The 16457-nt window shown below is 70.1% G+C and carries 15 protein-coding genes; 13 read left to right on the forward strand and 2 right to left on the reverse strand.

Annotation, left to right across the window (positions count from 1 at the left end; translation table 11 throughout):
* Positions 1 to 3: 3 nt before the first annotated feature.
* Positions 4 to 582: an adenylosuccinate lyase gene (locus tag ACZ5XS_RS14895; RefSeq protein WP_468651246.1), complete on the reverse strand. Its 579-nt coding sequence runs from the start codon at positions 580 to 582 to the stop codon at positions 4 to 6.
* 391 nt (positions 583 to 973) lie between these two features.
* On the opposite strand from ACZ5XS_RS14895, the gene ACZ5XS_RS14900 reads away from it, so the two are divergent.
* The 9 genes from ACZ5XS_RS14900 to pssA all read left to right on the forward strand — a co-directional run bounded on the left by ACZ5XS_RS14900 (position 974) and on the right by pssA (position 11911).
* Positions 974 to 2779, forward strand: a complete 1806-nt coding sequence (locus tag ACZ5XS_RS14900) for a 3-hydroxyacyl-CoA dehydrogenase family protein (protein WP_468651248.1) — start codon at positions 974 to 976, stop codon at positions 2777 to 2779.
* Positions 2780 to 2954: 175 nt separating this feature from the next.
* The gene (locus ACZ5XS_RS14905) at positions 2955 to 3764 is read left to right on the forward strand and encodes a TetR family transcriptional regulator (protein WP_468651250.1); all 810 of its coding nucleotides are present in this window, start codon (positions 2955 to 2957) and stop codon (positions 3762 to 3764) included.
* Between the two features lie 425 nt (positions 3765 to 4189).
* Positions 4190 to 5527 carry a crotonyl-CoA carboxylase/reductase gene (ccrA, locus tag ACZ5XS_RS14910; protein WP_468651283.1) on the forward strand — a complete coding sequence of 446 codons (1338 nt, stop codon included), beginning with the start codon at positions 4190 to 4192 and terminating at the stop codon, positions 5525 to 5527.
* A gap of 9 nt (positions 5528 to 5536) precedes the next feature.
* Positions 5537 to 7564 carry a protein meaA gene (locus ACZ5XS_RS14915; protein WP_468651252.1) on the forward strand — a complete coding sequence of 676 codons (2028 nt, stop codon included), beginning with the start codon at positions 5537 to 5539 and terminating at the stop codon, positions 7562 to 7564.
* Positions 7561 to 8520 carry an HpcH/HpaI aldolase/citrate lyase family protein gene (locus tag ACZ5XS_RS14920; RefSeq protein WP_217239049.1) on the forward strand — a complete coding sequence of 320 codons (960 nt, stop codon included), beginning with the start codon at positions 7561 to 7563 and terminating at the stop codon, positions 8518 to 8520. The genes ACZ5XS_RS14915 and ACZ5XS_RS14920 overlap by 4 nt, the downstream gene beginning before the upstream one ends.
* Positions 8521 to 8522: 2 nt before the next feature.
* Positions 8523 to 9035, forward strand: coding sequence for a MaoC family dehydratase (locus ACZ5XS_RS14925; RefSeq protein WP_468651254.1), 513 nt, complete (start codon positions 8523 to 8525; stop codon positions 9033 to 9035).
* Positions 9036 to 9037: 2 nt separating this feature from the next.
* Positions 9038 to 10243: an acyl-CoA dehydrogenase family protein gene (locus tag ACZ5XS_RS14930; protein WP_468651256.1), complete on the forward strand. Its 1206-nt coding sequence runs from the start codon at positions 9038 to 9040 to the stop codon at positions 10241 to 10243.
* A gap of 170 nt (positions 10244 to 10413) precedes the next feature.
* The gene (locus ACZ5XS_RS14935) at positions 10414 to 11070 is read left to right on the forward strand and encodes a phosphatidylserine decarboxylase (protein WP_217239046.1); all 657 of its coding nucleotides are present in this window, start codon (positions 10414 to 10416) and stop codon (positions 11068 to 11070) included.
* A 22-nt stretch (positions 11071 to 11092) separates the two neighbouring features.
* The gene (gene pssA / locus ACZ5XS_RS14940) at positions 11093 to 11911 is read left to right on the forward strand and encodes a CDP-diacylglycerol--serine O-phosphatidyltransferase (protein ID WP_217239045.1); all 819 of its coding nucleotides are present in this window, start codon (positions 11093 to 11095) and stop codon (positions 11909 to 11911) included.
* Positions 11912 to 12007: 96 nt separating this feature from the next.
* Here pssA and ACZ5XS_RS14945 read toward each other — a convergent pair whose 3' ends face one another.
* Entirely contained in the window at positions 12008 to 13126 is a 1119-nt protein-coding gene (locus ACZ5XS_RS14945; RefSeq protein WP_468651285.1) for a glycerate kinase, read from the reverse strand.
* A gap of 223 nt (positions 13127 to 13349) precedes the next feature.
* Here ACZ5XS_RS14945 and ACZ5XS_RS14950 point away from each other — a divergent pair, with 223 nt between their 5' ends.
* From ACZ5XS_RS14950 to ACZ5XS_RS14965, 4 genes are all read left to right on the forward strand, one after another.
* Positions 13350 to 14462, forward strand: coding sequence for an ADP-ribosylglycohydrolase family protein (locus tag ACZ5XS_RS14950; RefSeq protein ID WP_468651259.1), 1113 nt, complete (start codon positions 13350 to 13352; stop codon positions 14460 to 14462).
* A 39-nt stretch (positions 14463 to 14501) separates the two neighbouring features.
* A complete protein-coding gene (locus tag ACZ5XS_RS14955; protein ID WP_217239043.1) occupies positions 14502 to 14996 on the forward strand; it encodes an NUDIX domain-containing protein in 495 nt (164 codons plus the stop codon).
* Between the two features lie 73 nt (positions 14997 to 15069).
* The gene (locus ACZ5XS_RS14960; RefSeq protein ID WP_468651261.1) at positions 15070 to 15795 is read left to right on the forward strand and encodes an SIR2 family NAD-dependent protein deacylase; all 726 of its coding nucleotides are present in this window, start codon (positions 15070 to 15072) and stop codon (positions 15793 to 15795) included.
* 15 nt (positions 15796 to 15810) lie between these two features.
* The gene (locus tag ACZ5XS_RS14965) at positions 15811 to 16179 is read left to right on the forward strand and encodes a VOC family protein (RefSeq protein ID WP_468651263.1); all 369 of its coding nucleotides are present in this window, start codon (positions 15811 to 15813) and stop codon (positions 16177 to 16179) included.
* Positions 16180 to 16457: the final 278 nt, after the last annotated feature.

The following is a 16457-nucleotide window of genomic DNA, read 5'->3' on the forward strand; positions in this document are numbered from 1 at the left end:
GGGTCACCGCCGCTGCCCGGGGATCCGCGCCAGCGCCTGCACCGCCGCCTCGGCGAGCGCCGGGTGCGCGAGTGCCTCGTTCAGGACCGGTCTCGCCCGGGTGTCGCCGAGTGTGCCGAGCCCTTCCACGCAGGCGAGGGCCACCCGCCGGTACGGATCCTGCGGGCGCAGCCGCCGCCCCAGGGTGGTGATCAGCGCCGGTACGGCTTCGGGGGCGCGCAACCGCACCAGGAGCCGGACGGGATGCAGGGCGTAGGCGACGCGGAGTTCGTTGGTGGCCAGGGCGGCGGCCGCGCGGGCGGTGCGCGGGTCGCCGAGCCGGCCCAGGGCGTGGGCGGCGGATGCGCAGCGCTGCGGGTCGCGGTGGTTGAGCAGCAGGACGAGCGATTCGAAGGCGCGCCGGTCGCCCGCGAGCCCGAGCCGGAACGCGGCCAGCTCCCTGGCCCACAGCGGCCGGCCCGGCTCGGTGAGCACTGCCGCCAGGTCGTCGACGTCCTTCGTCCTCGTGAGGCGCTCGTACAGGGGCGGGTCCCCCGACTCCTGTCGTAAGCGTTCCGTGAGCGATCGCAACTCTTCGTCCATGAAACCGAGGTTAGGCGGGCAGCCGCGAAGGCAGGACCTACATCACCAATTCGGGGACTGGCGCGCTCGTTACTCACGGGTTAAGCTCAGACGAGCGAGTTACCCACTCGTAGATCGCTCGTGGTGGCCTGGTGACGCAGCCGCCGCGAGAGCAGTCGGTTCGGTACCTCGTGTACCCGTACGACCCGGCCCCGGGACAGGGCCGGTCGGTTCCGCCGTTTCCGGGGCGTGTGCACGCCCCTCATGACGGCACCGGGCGTGTGCGCCTGCAGCCCGGCAACACCCGCACTCCTCTTCGCACCCCGGTGCGCCCGTGGCTCGGCCCTCTTCGGGCCGAGCCCGGCGCACCCGGGCGCGCTTCCAGTCGTCACCCTCATTCCTGGAGTCCGCGATGGCCGCTCCCCTGTCCGACACCCCTCTGTCCCCCTTCAAGACCGTTGCCGTGGTCGGCCTCGGCACGATGGGCACCGGCATCGCCGAGGTGCTCGCCAAGGCCGGTCGCGAGGTCGTCGGCATCGACATCAGCGAGGCCGCCGCCGCCCAGTCGGTCGCCGCCCTGGAGGCCGCGACCGCCCGCGCGGTGGAGCGCGGCCGGCTGACCGGGCGGGAGCGCACCGACCTGCTCGCCCGTGTCCGCACGTCCACCGACCTGCGGGCCGCGGCCGACGCCGACCTGGTCATCGAGGTGGCTCCGGAGTCGTACGAGATCAAGCACCAGATCTTCCGTGAACTCGACGGGATCGTGCGGCCGGAGGCGATCCTGGCGACCGGCACCAACGCCCTCTCCGTCACCCGGCTCGCCGCCGACTCGGCCCGCCCGGAGCGGGTGCTGGGTCTGCACTTCTTCAACCCGGCACCGGCCATGCGGCTGGTCGAGGTCGTCTCCTCGGTGCTGACCGCGCCCCAGGCGGTCGCCGCGGTCACGGACCTCGCGATCGAGCTGGGCAAGGAGCCCGTCGCGGTCGGTGACCGGCCCGGATTCGTCGCCGACGGACTGCTGTTCGGCTACCTCAACCAGGCCGCCGCGATGTACGAGGCGAAGTACGCCTCCCGCGAGGACATCGACGCCGCGATGCGGCTCGGCTGCGGGCTGCCGATGGGCCCGCTCGCCCTGCTCGACCTGATCGGCGTCGACACCGCGCGTACGGTCCTGGAGGCCATGTACGCCGAGTCCCGGGACCGGCTGCACGCCCCCGCGCCGATCCTCAAGCAGCTCAGCGAGGCGGGCCTGACAGGCCGCAAGACGGGCCGCGGCTTCTACACCTACGAGGCCCCGGGCAGCGCCACGGTCGTGCCGGACGCCCTGACACCCGGCTCCGGCGGCCTCGGCGTCCCCGGCCGTCCGGTCCGTTCCGTCGGCGTCGCGGGCTCGGGCACCATGGCGTCCGGGATCGCCGAGGTCTTCGCCAAGGCGGGGTACGAGGTCGTGCTCGCCGCCCGCAGCGAGGAGAAGGCGCAGACCGCCAAGTCCCGTATCGGCAAGTCGCTTTCACGCTCCGTCGACAAGGGACGGATGACCGCCGAGGCCGCCGCGCAGACCCTGGAGCGGATCACCCCGGCGGGCTCCTACGACGCCTTCGCCGACGTCGACCTGGCTCTGGAGGCCGTCGCCGAGGACCTGGAGGTCAAGCAGCAGCTGTTCGCGACGCTGGACAAGGTCTGCAAGCCGGGCGCGGTCCTGGCCACCACGACCTCGTCGCTGCCCGTCGTCGCCTGCGCCCGCGCCACCTCGCGCCCGCAGGACGTGATCGGCATGCACTTCTTCAACCCGGCACCGGCGATGAAGCTGGTCGAGGTCGTCCGTACGGTGCTGACGGCCGACGACGTCCACTCCACGGTCCGCGAGGTCTGCGTCAAGATCAGGAAGCATGCGGTCGACTGCGGGGACCGGGCCGGCTTCATCGTGAACGCCCTGCTTTTCCCGTACCTCAACAACGCGATCAAGATGGTGCAGGAACACTACGCGTCTCTCGACGACATCGACGCGGCGATGAAGCTGGGCGGCGGTTACCCGATGGGCCCGTTCGAACTCCTGGACGTCGTCGGGCTCGATGTCTCGCTGGCCATCGAGAAGGTCCTGCACCGCGAGTTCCGCGACCCGGGCCTGGCCCCGGCGCCGCTCCTGGAGCACCTGGTGGCCGCGGGCTGCCTCGGCCGCAAGACGGGCCGCGGCTTCCGCGAATATGCCCGCCGCTGAGCGTCCCGGCGACTGGTTCACGAAGGACGCGGACTGGGGCGGACTGCTCGAGCCGGGCGGGTTGGCACCGCCCGCCCCGAACGGCCCGTCCCCGCCCGCCACTCCCCCGCCCGCACCGGCCGGGGGAAAGCGGGGACCTGCGCGGCGAGCTGCGCACATGCAGTACGTTCGGGGCATGTCCCAGCCCGCCAAGTCCTCACGTACACCAGCTACGCCCGACGCACCGGAAAGTGCCGCGGGCAGTCGCGCGGCGGCCCAGCGGCTCAAGATGCGCCGGGAACTGGCGGCCGCCGCGATGGAGCTGTTCGCGACCAAGGGGTACGAGGCGACCACGGTCGACGAGATCGCCGCCGCGGCCGGGGTCGCGCGTCGCACCTTCTTCCGGCACTTCCGGTCCAAGGAAGAGGCGATCTTCCCCGACCACGACGACACGTTGATCCGGGCGGAGGCGGTCCTCAACGCGGCCCCCGCGCACGAGCATCCGCTCGACACGGTGTGCCGGGGCATCAAGGAAGTCATGCGGATGTACGCGGCCCGGCCGGAGATCTCGGTCGCCCGCTACAAGCTCACGCGCGAGGTGCCGACCCTGCGCGAGGCGGAGATCGCGTCGGTGGCCCGCTACGAGCGGCTGTTCACCCGCTACCTGCTCGGCCACTTCGACGAGCACGCGCACGACGACGACGCCAACGACGACCCGCTGCTGGCGGAGGTCGCCGCGTCCGCCGTGGTCACCGCCCACAACCACGTCCTGCGGCGCTGGCTGCGGGCCGGCGCACAGGGGGACGTGGAGGCCCAGCTGGACCACGCCTTCGCGATCGTACGGAAGACGTTCGGGTCGGGCATCGGGGCCGGGCGCACCACCACCCCGAGACCGGCCGCCGCGACGGTCTCCACCCACGGCGAGGTGCTGGTGACGGTGGCCCGCACGGACGCCCCGCTCGACCAGGTCATGCGGACCATCGAAGAGGCACTCAAGGACCGCTGAGGCCGCTGAGACCTTCTCGCCACTGTGACGACGGCCACCCCTCGGGGTGGCCGTTTTGGCATGTCAGGGCAGCTTTTCAGGCACCTTTCCACCCCCGTTCGATCGATCATCGCTCATTTGTTACGTAAAGATTTCAGCTGAGAGGAAGTTCTGGCACTCAGTGCCTTGCGAGGTGACACGCGGTGTCATACGTTGAAGGTGTCCGGGCGGCCGGCGTGCAGAGACCTTTCGTACGCCGGCTGTCCCAGCAAACCATCGGTCTGCCCGCCCGGACGCCTGCGTCACAGGCAACCTCCCGCGCCACAAAGCGCTGCCGAACAGCACAACCGCCGAACCGACGGCACGCACCACCCACCCTCAGCAGCACCGACGTAACCCTCAGCGTCTTGTCTCGAGACGCCATTCGCCGGAGGCACACCGTGACCGTGAAGGACATCCTGGACGCGATCCAGTCGCCGGACTCGACGCCGGACGACTTCGCCGCTCTGCCGCTCCCCGAGTCGTACCGCGCGATCACCGTGCACAAGGACGAGACGGAGATGTTCGCGGGCATGCAGACCCGCGAGAAGGACCCGCGCAAGTCGTTGCACCTGGACGACGTGCCGCTGCCCGAACTGGGCCCGGGCGAGGCCCTGGTGGCCGTCATGGCCTCCTCGGTGAACTACAACTCCGTGTGGACCTCGATCTTCGAGCCGCTGTCGACCTTCGGTTTCCTGGAGCGCTACGGCAGGGTCTCGGAGCTCACCAGGCGCCACGACCTGCCGTACCACATCATCGGCTCCGACCTCGCGGGCGTCGTCTTGCGCACCGGCCCCGGCGTCAACGCCTGGAAGCCCGGCGACGAGGTCGTCGCGCACTGTCTGTCCGTCGAGCTGGAGTCGTCCGACGGCCACAACGACACGATGCTCGACCCCGAGCAGCGCATCTGGGGCTTCGAGACCAACTTCGGCGGCCTCGCCGAGATCGCGCTGGTCAAGTCCAACCAGCTGATGCCCAAGCCGGACCACCTCAGCTGGGAGGAGGCCGCCGCGCCCGGTCTGGTCAACTCCACCGCCTACCGGCAGCTGGTCTCCCGCAACGGCGCCGGCATGAAGCAGGGCGACAACGTGCTCATCTGGGGCGCGAGCGGCGGACTGGGCTCCTACGCCACGCAGTTCGCGCTGGCCGGCGGCGCCAACCCGATCTGTGTCGTCTCCAGCGAGCAGAAGGCCGACATCTGCCGGAGGATGGGCGCCGAGGCGATCATCGACCGCACCGCCGAGGACTACAAGTTCTGGAAGGACGAGCACCACCAGGACCCGAAGGAGTGGAAGCGCTTCGGCAAGCGCATCCGTGAGCTCACCGGCGGCGAGGACGTCGACATCGTCTTCGAGCACCCCGGCCGCGAGACCTTCGGTGCCTCCGTCTACGTCACGCGCAAGGGCGGCACGATCGTCACGTGCGCCTCGACCTCCGGGTACAACCACGAGTACGACAACCGCTACCTGTGGATGTCCCTGAAGCGGATCATCGGCTCGCACTTCGCGAACTACCGCGAGGCCTGGGAGGCCAACCGGCTCATCGCGAAGGGCAAGATCCACCCGACGCTGTCGAAGGTGTACTCCCTGGAGGACACCGGGCAGGCCGCCTACGACGTGCACCGCAACCTCCACCAGGGCAAGGTCGGAGTGCTGTGCCTGGCACCCGAGGAGGGCCTGGGCGTGCGCGACGCGGAGAAGCGCGCGAAGCACGTCGACGCCATCAACCGCTTCCGGAACATCTGAGGTCACAGGATGACAGAGCGTCAGAAGGACCGGCCGTGGTTGATGCGGACCTACGCCGGTCACTCCACGGCCGAGGCGTCCAACGAGCTGTACCGGCGCAACCTCGCCAAGGGTCAGACCGGTCTGTCGGTGGCGTTCGACCTGCCCACGCAGACCGGCTACGACTCCGACCACGTCCTCGCCCGCGGCGAGGTCGGCCGGGTCGGCGTGCCGATCGCGCACCTCGGTGACATGCGCAGGCTGTTCCAGGACATCCCCCTGGAGCAGATGAACACCTCGATGACCATCAACGCCACCGCCATGTGGCTGCTGGCGCTCTACCAGGTCGTCGCGGAGGAGCAGGGTGCCGACGTCACCAAGCTCCAGGGGACGACCCAGAACGACATCGTCAAGGAGTACCTGTCGCGGGGCACGCACGTGTTCCCGCCGGTGCCCTCGCTCCGCCTGACGACGGACATGATCGCGTACACGGTCTCCCACATCCCGAAGTGGAACCCGATCAACATCTGCAGCTACCACCTGCAGGAGGCGGGCGCCACGCCGGTCCAGGAGATCGCGTACGCGATGTCCACGGCGATCGCGGTGCTGGACGCCGTGCGGGACTCCGGCCAGGTGCCGCAGGAGCGCATGGGTGACGTCGTCGGCCGGATCTCCTTCTTCGTGAACGCGGGCGTCCGCTTCGTCGAGGAGATGTGCAAGATGCGGGCGTTCGGCCGCATCTGGGACCAGGTCACCCGCGAGCGGTACGGCATCGAGGACCCCAAGCACCGCCGCTTCCGCTACGGCGTCCAGGTCAACTCCCTCGGCCTGACCGAGGCGCAGCCGGAGAACAACGTCCAGCGGATCGTCCTCGAGATGCTGGCCGTGACCCTCTCCAAGGACGCACGCGCGCGTGCCGTGCAGCTGCCCGCCTGGAACGAGGCGCTGGGGCTCCCCCGCCCCTGGGACCAGCAGTGGTCGCTGCGCATGCAGCAGGTGCTCGCCCACGAGAGCGACCTGCTGGAGTACGCCGACATCTTCGAGGGCTCGAAGGTGATCGAGGCCAAGGTGGGCGAGCTGGTCGAGGAGTCGCTCGCGGAGATGGAGCGGATCCAGGAGATGGGCGGCGCGATGGCCGCCGTCGAGTCGGGCTACCTCAAGTCGCAGCTGGTCGCCTCGCACGCCGAGCGGCGGGCCCGCATCGAGTCCGGCCAAGAGAAGATCATCGGTGTCAACATCTTCGAGACGACCGAGCCGAACCCGCTGACGGCCGACCTCGACACGGCCATCCAGACGGTCGATCCGGCCGTCGAGGCCCGGGTCGTCGCCTCGCTCCAGAACTGGCGCGACACGCGCTATCAGCCGCCTTTCAACCACCCGCGCCCCTGCAAGGCGCTGGAGCGGCTGAAGGAGGCCGCCAAGGGCACCGCCAACCTCATGGAGGCCACCCTGGAGTGCGCCCGCGCCGGGGTCACGACCGGCGAGTGGGCCGGGGCCCTGCGCGAGGTGTTCGGCGAGTTCCGGGCGCCGACGGGCGTGTCGTCCGCGCCGGTGGCCGTCTCCGCGGCGGAGGGCTCGGCCATGTCCCAGGTCCGCCGCAAGGTGGACCTGACGGCTGCCGACCTCGGTGTCGGCAAGCTCCGCTTCCTGGTCGGCAAGCCGGGCCTGGACGGGCACTCCAACGGCGCCGAGCAGATCGCCGTACGGGCCCGGGACGCCGGCTTCGAGGTGGTCTACCAGGGCATCCGGCTCACGCCCGAGCAGATCGTGGACGCGGCGCTCGCCGAGGACGTGCACGCGGTCGGCCTGTCCATCCTCTCCGGCTCGCACGCGCAGCTGGTGCCGGACGTGCTGGAGCGGCTGCGTGTGGCCGGTGCCACAGACATTCCGGTGATCGCTGGTGGCATCATCCCGAACAACGACGCCGAACAGCTCAGGGCCGCGGGAGTGGCCGCGGTCTTCACCCCGAAGGACTTCGACATCACGGGAATCATCGGCCGCATCGTCGACGAGATCCGGAAAGCGAACAAGCTCGACCCCCTGGAGGTCCCCGCATGACCGTCAACCGTCTGCGTCCCCGCCGCTCGTGTCTCGCGGTCCCGGGAAGCAACCCCCGCTTCCTGGAGAAGGCGCAGGGCCTCCCCGCGGACCAGGTCTTCCTCGACCTGGAGGACGCGTGCGCGCCGCTCGCCAAGCCCGAGGCGCGGCACACCATCGTCAAGTTCCTCAACGAGGGCGACTGGACGGGCAAGACCAGGGTCGTGCGGGTCAACGACTGGACGACCGAGTGGACGTACCGCGACGTCGTCACGGTCGTCGAGGGCGCCGGCCCGAACCTCGACTGCATCATGCTGCCGAAGGTCCAGACCGCCCAGCAGGTCGTCGCCCTCGACCTCCTGCTGACGCAGATCGAGAAGACCATGGGCTTCGAGGTCGGCAAGATCGGCATCGAGGCGCAGATCGAGAACGCCCAGGGCCTCAACAACGTCAACGAGATCGCGCAGGCCTCCCCGCGCGTCGAGACGATCATCTTCGGCCCGGCCGACTTCATGGCGTCGATCAACATGAAGTCGCTGGTCGTGGGCGAGCAGCCGCCCGGCTACCCGGCGGACGCCTACCACTACATCCTGATGAAGATCCTCATGGCCGCCCGCGCCAACAACCTCCAGGCGATCGACGGCCCCTACCTGCAGATCCGCAACGTCGAGGGCTACCGCGAGGTCGCCCAGCGCGCCGCGGCCCTCGGTTTCGACGGCAAGTGGGTGCTGCACCCGGGTCAGGTCGAGGCGTCCAACGAGATCTTCTCGCCCTCCCAGGAGGACTACGACCACGCCGAACTGATTCTGGACGCGTACGAGTACTACACGTCCGAGGCGGGCGGCAAGAAGGGCTCGGCGATGCTCGGCGACGAGATGATCGACGAGGCCAGCCGCAAGATGGCGCTGGTCGTCTCCGGCAAGGGACGCGCCGCCGGCATGCAGCGCACCGGCAAGTTCGAGATTCCGGAGGCGTAGGCATGCAGTTCGGACGCACCTACGAGGAGTTCGAGGTCGGGGCGACGTACAAGCACTGGCCGGGAAAGACAGTCACGGAGTACGACGACCACCTGTTCTGTCTCCTCACCATGAACCACCACCCCCTCCACATGGACTCGAACTATGCGGAGAAGACGACCGACTTCGGCAAGAACGTCGTCGTCGGGAACTACATCTACTCGCTGCTGCTCGGCATGTCCGTCCCGGACATCTCCGGCAAGGCGATCGCCAACCTGGAGGTCGAGTCGCTCAAGCACGTGGCGCCGACCTTCCACGGCGACACGGTCTACGGCCAGACGACCGTGCTCGACAAGTGGCCGTCCAAGTCGAAGAACGACCGCGGCATCGTCTACGTCGAGACCAAGGGCTACAAGCAGGACGGCACGCTGGTCTGCGTGTTCCGCCGCAAGGTGATGGTGCCCACCGAGCAGTACATCAAGGAGCGCGGCGGCGAGCAGCCCGGCCGGCCCGAGCTCAGGGAGCAGGAGAAGTAGCCATGGCGCGACTCGCCCAGACCGCCGGTCTGACCGACATCCAGCAGGAGATCCTGTCCACGGTCCGCGACTTCGTGGACAAGGAGATCATCCCGGTCGCGACCGGGCTGGAGCACCGCGACGAGTACCCGCAAGCGATCGTCGACGGCCTCAAGGAGTTGGGCCTGTTCGGCCTGATGATCCCCGAGGAGTACGGCGGCCTCGGCGAGTCGCTCCTCACCTACGCGCTGTGCGTGGAGGAGATCGCCCGCGGCTGGATGTCGGTGTCCGGCATCATCAACACCCACTTCATCGTGGCGTACATGCTCAAGCAGCACGGCACGCAGGAGCAGAAGGACCACTTCCTGCCGAGGATGGCGGCCGGCGACATCCGGGGCGCGTTCTCGATGTCGGAGCCGGGCCTGGGTTCGGACGTGTCGGCGATCACGTCGAAGGCGGTGAAGGACGGCGACGAGTACGTCCTGACCGGCCAGAAGATGTGGCTGACGAACGGTGGGACGTCAAGTCTGGTGGCCGTCCTCGTCCGAAGTGACGAAGGACACCCCGAGGGCACCGCGCCCCACAAGTCGATGACCACCTTCCTGATCGAGAAGGAGCCCGGCTTCGGAGAGGTCCGCCCCGGCCTCACCATCCCCGGGAAGATCGACAAGATGGGCTACAAGGGTGTCGACACCACCGAGATGATCATGGATGGCCTGCGGCTTTCCTCCGATCGGGTGCTCGGGGGCGCCACCGGCCGAGGTTTTTACCACATGATGGACGGCGTGGAAGTCGGCCGCGTCAACGTGGCGGCGCGTGGCTGTGGCGTCGCTCAGCGTGCGTTCGAGCTCGGCGTCTCGTACGCCCAGCAGCGCCACACCTTCGGCAAGCCGATCGCCCAGCACCAGGCCATCCAGTTCAAGCTGGCGGAGATGGCTACCAAGGTCGAGGCCGCCCATGCGATGATGGTGAACGCGGCTCGCAAAAAGGATTCCGGAGAACGAAACGACCTTGAGGCTGGGATGGCGAAGTACCTCGCCTCCGAGTACTGCAAGGAGGTCGTGGAGGACGCCTTCCGGATCCACGGCGGCTACGGCTTCTCCAAGGAGTACGAGATCGAGCGCCTCTACCGTGAGGCTCCGATGCTGCTGATCGGTGAAGGTACCGCCGAGATCCAGAAAATGATCATCGGTCGCAGGCTGCTCGAAGAGTATCGGCTCCAGGGATAGATGTCCGCGTTCGGGGTGTTTTCCTCGAGAAGAAGATCACACCCCGTCAGCACTCTTCAGCGGCGGACTCGGCTTCCCGGCTTGCCCAGTTGTGGCCCGCGACCGGTACGATCCCGGTAAGCCGCCGTCCCCCTCCCGCAGCGCGGCATCATCCGCTACGAAGGTCATCCATGCCCCACAGCCAAACCTCTGCACCTCGCGACAGCCTGGCAGGCGTACGCCTCGCGCGCGGAGCATCGCCGTGGCTCCTGCCGACCGTCGCCACCGCAGCCCTCAGCCTGGTACGCGCGCGCAAGTCCGGCGCCGCCAAGGCCGTCGCCGTGCCCGCCACCGCGCTCGCGGCGGGCATGCTGTGGTTCTTCCGCGACCCCGAGCGCGAGATCGCCCAGGGCAGGGTCATCTCGCCCGCCGACGGCGTGGTGCAGAGCATCATGCCGTGGAAGGACGGTCGCACCCGCGTCGCGATCTTCATGAGCCCGCTCAACGTCCACGTCAACCGCGCGCCGCTGTCCGGCACGGTGGCGTCGGTCGAGCACATCCCGGGTGGGTTCGTACCGGCGTTCAACAAGGAGAGCGAGAACAACGAGCGCGTAGTCTGGCATTTCGACACCGAACTCGGCGACATCGAAATGATCCAGATCGCCGGTGCGGTCGCTCGTCGCATCGTCCCCTACGTGCCCCAGGGCACCAAGGTCGAGCAGGGCGACCGGATCGGTCTGATCCGCTTCGGCTCGCGCGTCGACATCTACCTGCCCGAGGGCGTGGAGGTCGCGGTCGAGGTCGGACAGAAGACCGTGGCTGGGGTGACTCGCATTGACCGTGATTGATCCGGAAACGCAGACGGGCTGGGTGCCAGAGGCCGACGAGGTGGACGAAGAGGAGGAGATGCCCCTCTCTCTCCGCCTCTCAATAGCGGACACCCTCACCCTCGGCAACGCCACGTGCGGCTTCATGGCGGTGTACTTCACCACCACCGGCATCCTGATCCCGCACCTCACCGGCAGCCAGGAGACGGGCATGGCCCGCCACAGCGCGGCCACCGCGGTCATCCTGATGCTGTGCGCGGCGGTCTTCGACCTGTTCGACGGCCTGGTGGCGCGCAGGCTGCGCTCCTCCCCCATGGGCGCCGAGCTGGACAACCTGTCGGACCTCATCAGCTTCGGCCTGGCACCGGCGTACTTCGTCCTGGTGTACGGCATGGTCGCGAACGACGCGCACCAGCGGGTGGCGGCGGTCGGCGCGATCGTGGTGCTGCTGGCGGTGGTGCTGAGACTTGCCCGCTTCTCGTGCGTGACGGTGAAGGACGGCACCTTCCAGGGCATGCCGTCCCCGTTCGGCGCACTGACGGTGGTCTCGATCGTGCTCCTCGAACTGCCCTTCGAGGCGACGCTCCTCGCGATCCTGGGCACGGCCTGGCTGATGGTGAGCCGGGTCGAGTACCCGAAGCCGCGGGGCCGTCTCGCGGTGGCGATGCTCTCCTGGATCGTCCTGTCGATGGGTCTCCTGGCGGCCTGGGCGTTCGATGCCCCGGGCGGCCAGCTGCTCCTCCAGATGGGCTGTGCGCTCCAGCTGGTCATGGGCGCGGTGATTCCGCTGTTCGCCACGGCCCGCCGGGTCAACAGCTTCCGGGACAACCGGCGCGAGGCACGCGCGGCACAGCTGCCGTAGCGGTCGCAGGACAGACAAGGGGAAGGGCCCCGAGCCGACCGGCTCGGGGCCCTTCCGCGTTCATGGCGCCGTTCATGGCGCCGTTCAGGTCGCCGCTCAGGTCAGGAAGTCCCGGGCGATCCCCTCCGCCACGCGCTCCAGGATCGGGCCGGCCTCGGCGATGCACATGGCCACGTCCGGCTCGGCCTCCGTCAGCGGGTAGGCCCGGCGGATGCCGGCGAGGCCCAGTGCCTGCGGGGGCAGGGCGAGCCGTCCGCAGACCGCGACGACCTCCTTGCCGGCCGCGCGGGCCGCGGCCGCCACCCCCGCCGGGGCCTTGCCGTGGAGTGTCTGCTCGTCGAGGGAGCCCTCGCCGGTGATGACCAGCGTGGCCTTCTCCAGCGCGGACGCGAAGCCCAGGACGTCGAGCATGACCTCGATGCCGGCGCGGAAGCGGGCGCCGACGAGCAGGGCGCCGTATCCGATGCCGCCCGCAGCGCCGGCACCCGGCGAGGCGGCGTACTCGGCGGCCTTCGCCCCGACCGTCTCCTCCAGCACCTTGGCGTAGTGGGCCAGGGCCGCGTCCAGCGCCTCCACGTCGTCCGGCGAGGCGCCCTTCTGCGGGCCGTACACCGCCGGTGCGCCCTTCGGGCCGGTCAGCGGGTTGTCGACGTCGCTCGCCAGGACGAACTCGACGGACGCGAGCCGCGGGTCCAGTTCCGACAGGTCGGCCGAGGCCAGTCCGGCGAGACCGCCGCCGCCCGGAGCGATCGGCTCCCCCTCCGCGTCCAGGAACCGGGCACCCAGCGCGGACAGCATTCCGGCGCCCCCGTCCGTGGTGGCGCTGCCGCCGACCCCGAACACGATCGTCCGTGCGCCCGCGTCCAGCGCGGCCCGCAGCAGCTCTCCGGAGCCGTACGTGGACGCCGAGAGCGGTGCGAAGACGCCCGCGGGCAGCCGCTGCAGCCCGCTCGCCTCCGCCATCTCCACGACCGCCGTGCCGTCGCGCAGCGCGAACGCGGCGGTCACCCCGTGCCCGAGGGGGCCGGCGACCCGTACCTCACGCCGCTCGAACCCGGCCGCGACCGCCGCGTCCACCGTCCCGTCACCGCCGTCCGCCACGGGCAGCGACTCCACCTCGAGGTCCGGTACGACCCGGCGCAGCCCGGCCGTCACCCGCTCGGCGACCTGTACGGCCGTCAGTGAGCCCTTGAACTTGTCTGCGGCGATGAGCACCCTGTGGGTGCCCTTCCGCGCAGCGTCCGCCACGTTGTACTCCCCTTGCTCTCCGGGCCCCACGTACGTCAAGGCCAGTCGCGCCGCTGTGACCTTAACCGCAGGACACCTGTGCCGTCATGCCCGAACCGGCCCCCGGGGCAACCTCCGCGACTCCCCGGCGAACCCCTGCGGGACGGCCGAACCCCGCGCGGTCGTCGCCGGAATTGGGTAAACCGGAACTATGACCCCTGTGGGCACCGAGCACGAGCTCGCCGACCGCATCCTCGGGGGCTGGCTGGGCCGGATCGCGGGCAACATGCTCGGCAAGCCGGTCGAGCAGGGCGACCTGTGGACGCGGGACCGGATCGACCGCTATCTGCGGCAGGCCGCCGCGCTGCCGCTCACCGACTACCTGCCCGAGCCCATCAGCGAGAGCGACGGCTTCGAGCTGCGCCCCGAGTGGCGCCAGTGCGTCCGCGGCCGGATCCACGGCAGCTGCCGCGACGACGACGTCGACTACGCCATTCTCGGCCTGGACCTCCTGGAGACCCACGGCTTCTCCTTCAGCACGGAACAGGTGGGCGACCTGTGGCTGCTGCGGCTGCCCTATCTGCAGACGTTCACGGCGGAGCGGGCCGCGTACCGCAACCTCACAGGCGGGCTGAGACCGCCGCTGACGGCGACGTACGACAATCCCTACCAGGAGTGGATCGGGGCCCTCATCCGCGCCGACATCTACGGCTGGACCCGCCCCGGCGACCCGCGCCGCGCCGCCCTGCTCGCCCGCCGGGACGCGGCACTGTCCCACTCCGGCAACGGGGTGTACGGCGCGATGTGGGCGGCGGCGCTCGTCTCGGCGGCGTTCACCGCCGGCACGGTGCGCCGGGCCGTGGACGAGGCGCTGGCCGTCATCCCGGCCGGCAGCCGCCTCGCCCGTACCGTACGGCGGGTCGTCTCGCTCCACGACACGCGGATGACCTGGGAGGACACGCTCGCCACGGTGGCCGAGGAGACCGCCGGGCTCGGCTGGATCCACACCGTCCCGAACGCCGCCGTCCTCACCGCCGGGCTCCTGTACGGTGACGGCGACTTCACCCGCACCATCACACTCACCGTCCGCGGCGGCCTGGACACCGACTCCAACGGCGCGACCGCGGGCTCGGTGGCCGGCGTACTGACCGGTGCGGACGCCATCCCGTCCCAGTGGAAGGACCCGCTGGAGGACACGGTGCGCAGCGCGGTGTTCGGCTTCGACGGGGTGCGGATCACCGAGCTGGCGGAGCGGACACTGCGGCTTGCACAGGTGGCGGAGCCCCAGCCGCCTCGTCCGTCCGTGCGACGAGCCGGGCAGTGAGCCGGAGGCGGGGTTGCGAAGCCTGGTTACCCTTCCTTGATGACCACCAGTGAAGACTTCGCCACGTACATCGCGGGTCTCCCCCGTGTCCTCGCCGGCGCCGCGGCCCTCTTCCGCGACGCCGAGGGCCGGGTGCTGCTCGTGGAACCCAACTACCGGGAGGGCTGGGCGCTTCCGGGCGGCACCATCGAGTCCGACGAGGGCGAGACACCGCGGCAGGGCGCACGCCGGGAGACGTTCGAGGAGATCGGCCTGGACCGTGACCTCGGCCGGCTGCTCGCGGTGGACTGGGTGCACGGCACCGCCCGCCCGCCGTTGGTGGCGTACCTCTATGACGGCGGGGTCCTCGGCGAGGACGACTTCAAGGCCATCCGCCTCCAGGAGGAGGAACTGCTGTCCTGGCGGATGGTCCCGCGCGAGGAACTCTCCGAGCACCTGCCCGGCTCCCTGGGCCACCGCGTCCTGACCGCGCTGGACGTCCTGCGGGACGGGTCGGGGACGGCGGAGCTGGAGAACGGGCACCGGGTGGGCTGACCCCGGCGGCTGCCCGGGCCTGGCCCGGATATCCGTTCGCCTCCGAACGCACGGGCGTCCTACCCTCGGTGACATGGCCAAGCCCCTCGTCGCCGTCCTCAGCGGCGCCGGCATCTCGACCGACTCCGGCATCCCGGACTACCGCGGGCCCAACGGGCTGTGGCGGCGGGATCCCGAGGCCGAGAAGCTCGTGACGTACGAGTACTACATGGGCGACCCGGAGATCCGGCGCCGGTCCTGGCGGATGCGGCGCGAGAACCGGACGCTGAAGGCCGAGCCGAACCCCGCGCACCGGGCCGTGACCGACCTGGAGCGGTCCGGGGTGCCGGTGCGGGTGATCACGCAGAACGTGGACGGGCTGCACCAGCTCGCGGGGATGCCGGCCCGCAAGGTGCTGGTGCTGCACGGCACCGCGCGGAGCGTGGTGTGCACGAAATGCCATGCCCGGGGGCCGATGGAGGACGCGCTGGAGCGGGTCGAGGCCGGTGAGGAGGATCCGCCGTGTCGGAAGTGCGGCGGGATCCTGAAGTCGGCGACGGTGATGTTCGGCGAGCGGCTCGACCCGGTCGTGCTGGGTGAGGCGGTGGCCGTCACCAAGGCGTGTCAGGTCTTCGTCGCGGTCGGGTCCAGCCTGCAGGTGCAGCCCGCGGCGGGGCTCGCGGGTGTCGCCGCCGACCACGGGGCGCGGCTGATCATCGTGAACGCGGAGCCGACGCCGTACGACGAGCGGGCCGACGAGGTGATCCGGGAGCCGATCGGTACGGCGCTGCCCGAGTTGCTGCGCGGGCTCGGCGAGTAGATCGGAATCGCTGTCATGACCTCCACCGTTCGCCATGTGACGATCGACTCCGCCGATGCCTACCGCCTCGCCACCTTCTGGTCCCAGGTCCTCGGCCGGCCCGTGCACGAGGACGACAAGCCGGGGGACGAGGATGCGCTGATCGAGGCCGCGGGACTGCTGTTCGTCACCGTCCCGGAGCCCAAGGCGGTCAAGAACCGGGTGCATCTCGACCTCCAGCCGCAGGACCGTACCCGCGACGAGGAGGTCGAGCGCCTCCTCGCCGTCGGGGCCACGCTGGTCGACGACCGCCGGAACGCGGACGGCACGGGCTGGGTGGTCCTCGCCGACCCCGAGGGCAACGAGTTCTGCGTGGAGCGCGGCGAGGCGGAGCGTGCCGGCTGACCCGGGCTGCGGCCAGGGCCTGTCCGGCGGATCACGTCGCAGGACAGCGGCGGCGCCTCGTCCACGCAGGTGAGCGGGGGCGTGCCGAGCCCTGCGTCTGCGTCTGCGTCTGCGTCTGCGTCTGCGTCTGCGTCTGCGTCTGCGTCTGCGTCTGCGTCTGCGGCATGATCCGCCGGGCAGGCCCTAGTGTCCTGCGCCAGAGATCCGTCGGCAGAAGCGGGCGAGGGAATCGAGGATCTCTTCGGCGGTCTTGGTCCAGATGAACGGCTTGGGGTCTG

The sequence above is a fragment of the Streptomyces sp. NPDC033131 genome (assembly GCF_055578365.1).